Origin of the sequence: Geomonas sp. (genome assembly GCF_035254065.1) — a bacterium.
Taxonomy (GTDB): Bacteria; Desulfobacterota; Desulfuromonadia; order Geobacterales; family Geobacteraceae; genus Geomonas.
Genome location: NZ_DATFBA010000348.1, coordinates 1 through 7,225 on the forward strand (window position 1 = coordinate 1; position 7,225 = coordinate 7,225).

Below are 7,225 nucleotides of genomic sequence, written 5' to 3' on the forward strand. Positions count from 1 at the left end.
GAGACGGTGACCGTGGAAAGGGCGGCCACCGCGCGCACGGTCCTGGGGGCGGCGCGGAAGGAGAGGATGTCCCCCAGGGTGTAGCGGCCGGCGTTACGGCACGGCTCGGCCACCACCAGCAGGATGGCGATGAATGAGAACATGGGGCCGACCGCATACATGAAGCCGTCGATGCCGTAGAGAGAGATCAGGCCGGACATGCCGAGGAAGGAGGCGGCGGACATGTAGTCGCCAGCGATCGCCCAGCCGTTCTGGAAGCCGGTGATCCCGCCGCCGGCGGCGTAGAAGTCGGCGGCCGAGGTGGTCCGCTTGGCCGCCCAGACCACCACGCAGAGGGTGACGCCGATGATGGCGAGGAACATGGTGAGGGTGATGGCACGGTTAGGCTTCACCTTGGCGGGAGCCCCTGCCTTGGCGGGCGTGAGGGCCGCGCCAGGCACCAGCGCCTTGGCGGTGACGGCCGCGGCGGAGGGGGTGGCTGCCTGCGCCGCCGGTGCGGCCACCGCAGACTTCACGGTCGATGCGGCAGCCGGCTGAGCGGCGGGTGCGGCAGCAGCCTGAGCGGCCGGGAGCTGTTTGGCCGGCTCGGCGGCGACGGTGGCGGTGGTGGCAGCCAGCAGCAAGGTGATGGCAACGAGACTCTTTTTCAGCATGATCCCCTCCTTATTGGACGGCCTTGACCAGTTCGTCGGTCAGGCGGTCGAAGTCATTGGCAACGCGGGTGTAGTAGATCGCCACGAAGAAGGCCACCACGAACTGGGAGAGGATGAAGAGGTAGCCGAAGTTGACGACGCCCACCACCTTGACCTTGAAGAGATCGGGCGCGTAGCCTGCCAGGATGGGTAGCATGAAATAGTAGATGGTGGAGGCTATCCACCAGCCGAACAGAAAGTTCCTCTTCCTGTTCTTCAGTTCGATGTACTTGGGATGCTGCGCCACTTCGCTCCAGTTGATCCGTGCACCAGCCATTGTGCGTTCCCTCCTTTTGGTTGAGTTCCCTACCTCGGGTGGATGAGGTTAAATCAATCCCAGTTGGCGATCTTCATGGTCCCGTGCTCAGCCAAGTGCTGCTGCATCTTGAAGACCTTGAAAAGCATGTGAGGCTCATGGCCGATGCTGCGTTCGCAGCATTCACGGCGTGACCTCTCGAAGTACTCCTGCATGATGGGGCGGTAGTCGGGGTGGACGCACTTGGTGATGATCTCTTTTGCGCGCTCGCGCGGGGAGAGCCCGCGCAGGTCGGCCAGCCCCTGCTCGGTGACCAGGATGTCCAGGTCGTGCTCGGTGTGGTCCACGTGGGTGGCGAAGGGAACGATACAGGTGATGCCGGTCGGGTCGCTCTTGGAGGGGCGGGTGGACGGGCTGTGCATGATGGAGAGGTAGGAGTTGCGGAGGAAGTCGCCGGAGCCGCCGATGCCGTTGATCATCCGGCTGCCGTTCACCAGGGTCGAGTTGGCGTGGCCGTAGATGTCGAACTCCGCTGGCGTGTTCATGGCGATGACGCCCAGGCGGCGGACCGGTTCGGGATGGTTGGAGTACTGGATGGGACGCAGCACCACGCGGCTGGTGTAGCGCTCCCAGTCGGCGTACAGCCGCTTGAAGCCGGGCTCGGAAAGGGAGAGGGAGGTGGCGGAGGCGAAGTTCAGTTTGCCGGAGTCGAAGAAGTCGAGCATGGTGTCCTGCAGCACCTCGGTCCAGACGTTGACGCCGGAGAAGGGACCTTGGGCGAGCCCCCCCACCACCGCATTGGCGATGTTGCCGACCCCCGACTGCAACGGGAGGAGGTTCTTCGGGAGCCGGCCGGCCTTCACCTCCATCTGGAAGAAGTCCATGATGTGGGCGGCGATCCGCTCGGATAGCTCATCGGGGGGAGCCAGGGGGCGGCCGCGGTCGGGCATGCTGGACTCGACGATGGCCACGATCTTGTCGGGATCGCAGGGGACGGTCAGCGTCCCTACCCGGTCGTCGACGCGGGTCACCAGGTACGGCTTCTTGAAGGGGGGGCGCTCGGTCATCACGATGTCGTGCAGCCCCTCGAAGGAGGGGATCGCCGTGTTGATCTCGATGATCAGCTTGTCGGAGTTCTGGATCACCTCCGGGGCAACCCCGACCGATCCGCACAGGATGATGGAGCCGTCCTCGGCGATGCCGGAGGCCTCGATGAGCCCCAGGTCGAAGCCCCCTCCCCTCTCCTTGGTGTAGAAGCCGTAGACCAGGTCCTGGGCGTAGAGGGAGAGGTGCTTGTCCCCCATCCGCACCGAGCCGTCGTTGACCTTCTTCTGGACCACCTTGCCGGTCTGGTAAGGCCAGCGCTTGTCGGTCATCCCCAGCTCTGCGAAACGGTCCTCTACCTCGGCTCCGATGGAGGCGCCGATGAAGAGATTGAAGCGCATCTTCCCCTGCAGATTGTTCTGCTCCACGTAATCGGCCAGGGCGAGCGGTACCACCTTCGGGTAGCCAACCGGGGTGAACCCCGACCACCCGAGATCCATGCCATCCCTGAAGAACTGGACGGTGTCCTCGGGCTTCATGATCCGGGCGTGAAGGGCTCTCCTTCTGATCCTCGAGCGGAACTCTGACATGCAAACCTCCGTTTTGTTATTCAGCTGAGATATTTTAAAGACAGCCAAAGCCCTACCGCCGTAGCGACAGAATCCATGAAGACGTCAGCAAAATGAAGGGGAATCAGATGTTGGGAGCCTGGGTTACCTTAGGCCATTAACAACGTAAAACCAGGTTGTTGCTGGACCGGACACACCTCAACTCGTTAAACGTATGCTCACCATATCTTACGTTTACGTTCATGTCAACCATAAATAGAACAGATTTTTACTGCACTCAAACTCCTCATGGTGGAAGGGAGGCGGAAGATGCATCAGGGTGACAGGCGGAGGTACTCCCTGTGACTGCCCTCTTCCGGGTTGCAGAAGATCTCACGCGCGGTATACATTAATGTATTTTAAGTTATCCTTCTGGTGACAATTCAGGCCGAGGTGGAGTGACTTCAGCGGGGGAAACGACATGAACGTCCTACTGGTAGCGGGGGCACGACCCAATTTCATGAAGATAGCCGCCATTCACCGAGCTTCCGCCTCCTTCAGGTCGGTTCGCTGCAGCATCGTCCACACCGGTCAACACTACGACCAGGAGATGTCACGCACCTTCTTCGAGGAGTTGGAGATACCGGAACCGGCTTACCAGCTGAACGCCGGTTCCGGGAGTCATGCGGAACAGACGGCCAGGGTCATGGTGGGCTTCGAGGAGGTCTGCAGGAAGGAGGCGCCCGACATCGTGCTGGTGGTGGGGGATGTGAATTCGACGCTGGCCTGCAGCATCGTGGCCAAGAAGTGCGGGATCCGGGTGGCGCACGTGGAAGCTGGACTGCGCAGCTTTGACCTGGCCATGCCGGAGGAGATCAACCGGATGGTGACCGATGCCATCACCGACTACTTCTTCGTCACCGAAAAGAGCGGAGCTGCTAACCTGCTGCGGGAGGGAAAGCCGGCCGGCTCGATCTTCCAGGTGGGGCACGTCATGATCGACAACCTCCTCCACCAGCTTGACCGGCTCTCCGAGATCGACCTGACCAAGCTCTCAACGTACCCGCTCAAGACGCGGGAGCCGTACCTCTTTCTGACCCTGCACCGTCCTTCCAACGTCGACTCCTCGGAAACCTTTGGCGGGATCGCCAGCGCGCTCAACGAGTTGGCGAGGGACCGAAAAATCTTCTTCCCGGTTCACCCGCGAACCAGGCGCATGATGGAATCCTACGGGATGCAACTCTCCGAGCAGGTGATCTTGCTGCCGCCGCTTGGCTACCGCGATTCCCTCTTTCTGTGGAAGGATGCCGAGGCGGTGCTGACCGATAGCGGAGGGTTGCAGGAAGAGACCACCGCTCTGGGGGTCCCCTGTGTGACAATTCGGGAGAACACGGAACGGCCGGTCACCATAGAGATCGGCACCAACGTGCTGGCAGGAACTTCTCCGGAGGCGATCATCGCCGGCTATCGCGAAAGCCTGGCGAAGCGACAGCAGGCGCAGGTCCCCCCGCTTTGGGATGGATTGACCTCGCAGCGGATATGGCAGGTGCTGACCACGGTGCGGATGGGGAAGTGAACCCGCTAGGAAGTGGGGCAGCGGTCAGAGGAGCTAGCGCAGCATCCTCACCCCCTTGTGAACGTTGGCAAGCAGGGGGCCAGAAAGAAAGCTCAGCAGGTAGAGGAACCTGGCTTCCAGATTCCATCCCATCCACTGCGCCCAGTCCGTCGCGTACTTTCTCGCCTCCTGCGGACACCCCTCCGAAAGGTAGTGCCTGGCGAAGATCCGGCAACACTCCGCCGCTCTGCGGGTGATGAAGTCCCGATCGTCCTCTGACATATCGGGAAAGGCAGCGAGCATCTTGCGCGCATGGCGGATGTTGAAATCGTGATAGAGGTGCTGGAACTTAAGACCGGTCAGGTTGTCGGCATGCAGCCTGCGCCGCATCACGACCCTGTCTACGCAGAGGAACCGGAAGGATCGGACGGCGCGCAGCCAAAAGTCGCGATCCTCACCCACCCGGAAGCTTTCGTCAAAGCGGCCGATGGTTTCGAAAACGTCACGCCGTATCAAGGCCCCCCCCATCGGAATGAAGCTCCCCCTGAGCAGAGGCGAAAAGAGCCGGTCGTCAAAGAGGAAGCTCTGGTCGGCCAGGACGGCGTGAGGAGTGTTGTCGATCTGCTGGTTCACATAGTCACGCGGAGGAAGCTGTGGGCAAGAGTCGTCGAACTCGTTGAAGCGCCCGAAGGCTACGCCGGCTTCCGGTACCCGGTCCAGGGCTTGCCTGAGAGTTTCCAACGAGTCCGGCATCAGCTGGTCGTCGGCATCCAGACAGAGGACGTTGCCGGAGCGGACGGAGTCGATGCCGGCATTGCGGGCGGCACTGATCCCGCCATTGGAGGGGAGGGAGATACAGCGGACCCGGTCGCCGTAGCAGCGGGCGATTTCCAGGGATCCGTCGGTCGAGCAGTCGTCAACCACGACGATTTCGTCGACCAGCGCACCCTGGCCAAGGACGCTCTCCACGGTAGCGGCGAGGAAACGTTCGGCGTTAAAGCAGGGAATGATGACCGCAACGCTCTCCATGATCTCTCCTGGAACGATCCACTACCTACAAAGCCGTCAGTGATACACAGCTATTAAAAATATCTCACGGTTCTACGAAAGCAAGCAGCCACTCTGCTCTCAGTCTATGGCACTAAACTCAATCCCTCTGTCAGCTCAACTTCCCCTTACCCCATCCTCACCCAAACCATCCCCTTGGAAGATGGGGGACCCTTCTTCACGGATGCGCCTATTGAATGGGTAAAGAAAAAGCCCGGGCTGCTCTAGGCAACCCGGGCTTTTGGTCAGCTGCGGAGGCTTTTGCTCCCGCCTGCCTCTTACAACGCGGTCTGCATGTCGGTCTGAATCTGAGTCTGGGTGAGGGCCTTATTGTACACCCGAACCTCGTCGATCTTGCCGGAGAACCACTCCCCGTAGAGGCTGTCACCACCGATCTGCAGCGGAGAGGTCGAGGACGGTATCGGCACGCTCTGCGACTTGCTGGCGACCAGGGCACCATTTACGTACAGGCGGGATGTGGTGCCGTCGAAGGTGGCCGCCAGGTGGGCCCAGGTGTTGGCGGTAAGGGCAGAGGTGCCATAGACACGGTAGCTGGTGGAGGAGTTCGCAGACCCAACCGGTTCAGAGTAGGTGGGCGAGGTCGCTTCCAGGTAGAACGCGTCGTTTCCTTTGTAGATGACGTCCTGCCACACGCTGCTTATCTTGGTCGGCATCACCCACGCCTCCAAGGTCATGCCGGTGCTTAGGTGCAGCGAGGTGGAGTCCTTGACGGTGACCATGGAGCTGGTCCCGTTGAAGCTCAGGGCGTTGCCATATTTGCCGGTGGTCCAGGTGGTGTTGGTCAGGGTGCCGCTGTTGCCGTTACCAGACTTGTCAGCCACCGTGGTGCCGGTCCCCTCGTTGAAGGAGTAAGCCGCCACCAAGCCGGCGGTGGTAGTGCCGGTAGTGCTGCCGCTGGTGGTACCGGTGGTGCTGCCGCTGGTAGTGGTGCTGGTGGCAGAGGTGTTGTAGGCGCTCAGCAGCTGGAAGTACTTGGGACCGATGCGGTTGCCGTCGATGATGACGTCGTCGATGAAGTACCTACCGTCGAGGGTAGAAGTGGTGGTGCCACCGGAGCGGCGGTTACCGCCCAGGACTATCTTGTTCACGTAGTGGTCGAAGTGGTTCAGGTTGAGCTGGCCGGTGACGGCGACGTACCCTTTCTGGACGCCGTTCTTGTCGTAGATCCACAGCTCCGAGGTGCCGTTGCTGTTGCCCAGGGTGCCGACGTCGAATGCATACTCGACGCCGAACCAGTCGCCGGACTGGGCGTAGCTTTGCAGGTCGCTTGCGCCGTTTACTGACATCTTGGTAACCGCACCATTCTGGTACTGCCAGTAGCCACCACTATAGACGGAGTTGGAAGCGAGGTTGTTGAAGAAGAGGCTTGAGGCATTGGAAAGTCCGCCACCCTGCAGCTGTACCAGGGAGCCGCCGGTTGCACCGTACTCCGTTTGGTTGTCGGGATTGGGGTAGGTAACTGCGTGCTCGCTCGGGGTCCCGAAGTAGTTGATGGCGGTGAAGCCGGGGCACATGTCCCACATCTTCAGGAAGCCGACGTAGTTGTAGGTGGTGGAAGTGGCCATGGAGAAGAAGTTGGGGGGGAACTTCATCATCATGAACAGATAGGCCTTTTTAAGGCCGCTCTTGCCGGTGACGCCGTCCCCGAAGAAGAGCCCCAGCCTCTGGGCGCCCACACCTTTCATGGCGTTGGCGTCGTTGTCATTATCACCCATGTTCATCATGAGCGATTTGGTGTGGCCGGCCCAGTTGTAGGCGGTACCGTGGTCGCCGATTATCTTCGGCCAAGCCACCATCTTGGCGCAGGCGCTCGAAGTCATGCCGGTGAGGGTGTCGCCGGGAGCAAACTTGCCGCTGGCCGGAGAGGTGGCGAACTGCATGTAGGTCTGGCCACCGATGGTCCAGTACTTCTGGAAAACCAGGGTGGCGCTGGTGTTGCTGCGCACCGTCTCACCCGCCTTGAAGGTTCCCGAAATAGGGGTTACCTGGCAGGTAGGTCCCTTGTTGTTCCAGTATCCCCACATGGAGGCCGACCCGTCCGCCTTTTTCGGGAGATTGTTGG

At 60.9% G+C, this 7,225-nt stretch carries 6 protein-coding genes; 1 reads left to right on the top strand and 5 read right to left on the bottom strand.

What is annotated here, in order from left to right; all coding sequences use genetic code 11:
* From VJ604_RS16225 to scpC, 3 genes are all read right to left on the bottom strand, one after another.
* The coding region (locus VJ604_RS16225; protein WP_414652459.1) for a sodium:solute symporter family transporter at nt 1-653 on the bottom strand (653 nt) is incomplete at its 3' end.
* Nucleotides 654-663: 10 nt separating this feature from the next.
* Entirely contained in the window at nt 664-969 is a 306-nt protein-coding gene (locus VJ604_RS16230; protein ID WP_324084340.1) for a DUF485 domain-containing protein, read from the bottom strand.
* Nucleotides 970-1,022: 53 nt separating this feature from the next.
* Nucleotides 1,023-2,582, bottom strand: a complete 1,560-nt coding sequence (gene scpC / locus VJ604_RS16235) for a succinyl-CoA:acetate CoA-transferase ScpC (RefSeq protein WP_324084342.1) — start codon at nt 2,580-2,582, stop codon at nt 1,023-1,025.
* A gap of 439 nt (nt 2,583-3,021) precedes the next feature.
* Between scpC and wecB the strand changes: the two genes are divergently transcribed.
* Nucleotides 3,022-4,116: a non-hydrolyzing UDP-N-acetylglucosamine 2-epimerase gene (wecB, locus tag VJ604_RS16240; RefSeq protein ID WP_324084344.1), complete on the top strand. Its 1,095-nt coding sequence runs from the start codon at nt 3,022-3,024 to the stop codon at nt 4,114-4,116.
* A 33-nt stretch (nt 4,117-4,149) separates the two neighbouring features.
* On the opposite strand, the gene VJ604_RS16245 is transcribed toward wecB, so the two are convergent.
* Together VJ604_RS16245 and VJ604_RS16250 are read right to left on the bottom strand one after the other, a co-directional pair.
* Nucleotides 4,150-5,124 (bottom strand): glycosyltransferase, encoded by a 975-nt coding sequence (locus VJ604_RS16245; RefSeq protein WP_324084346.1) that lies wholly within the window; start codon nt 5,122-5,124, stop codon nt 4,150-4,152.
* 296 nt (nt 5,125-5,420) lie between these two features.
* Nucleotides 5,421-7,225, bottom strand: a 1,805-nt coding sequence (locus tag VJ604_RS16250; protein WP_324084348.1) for a LamG domain-containing protein, incomplete at its 5' end; no start/stop codon positions are given.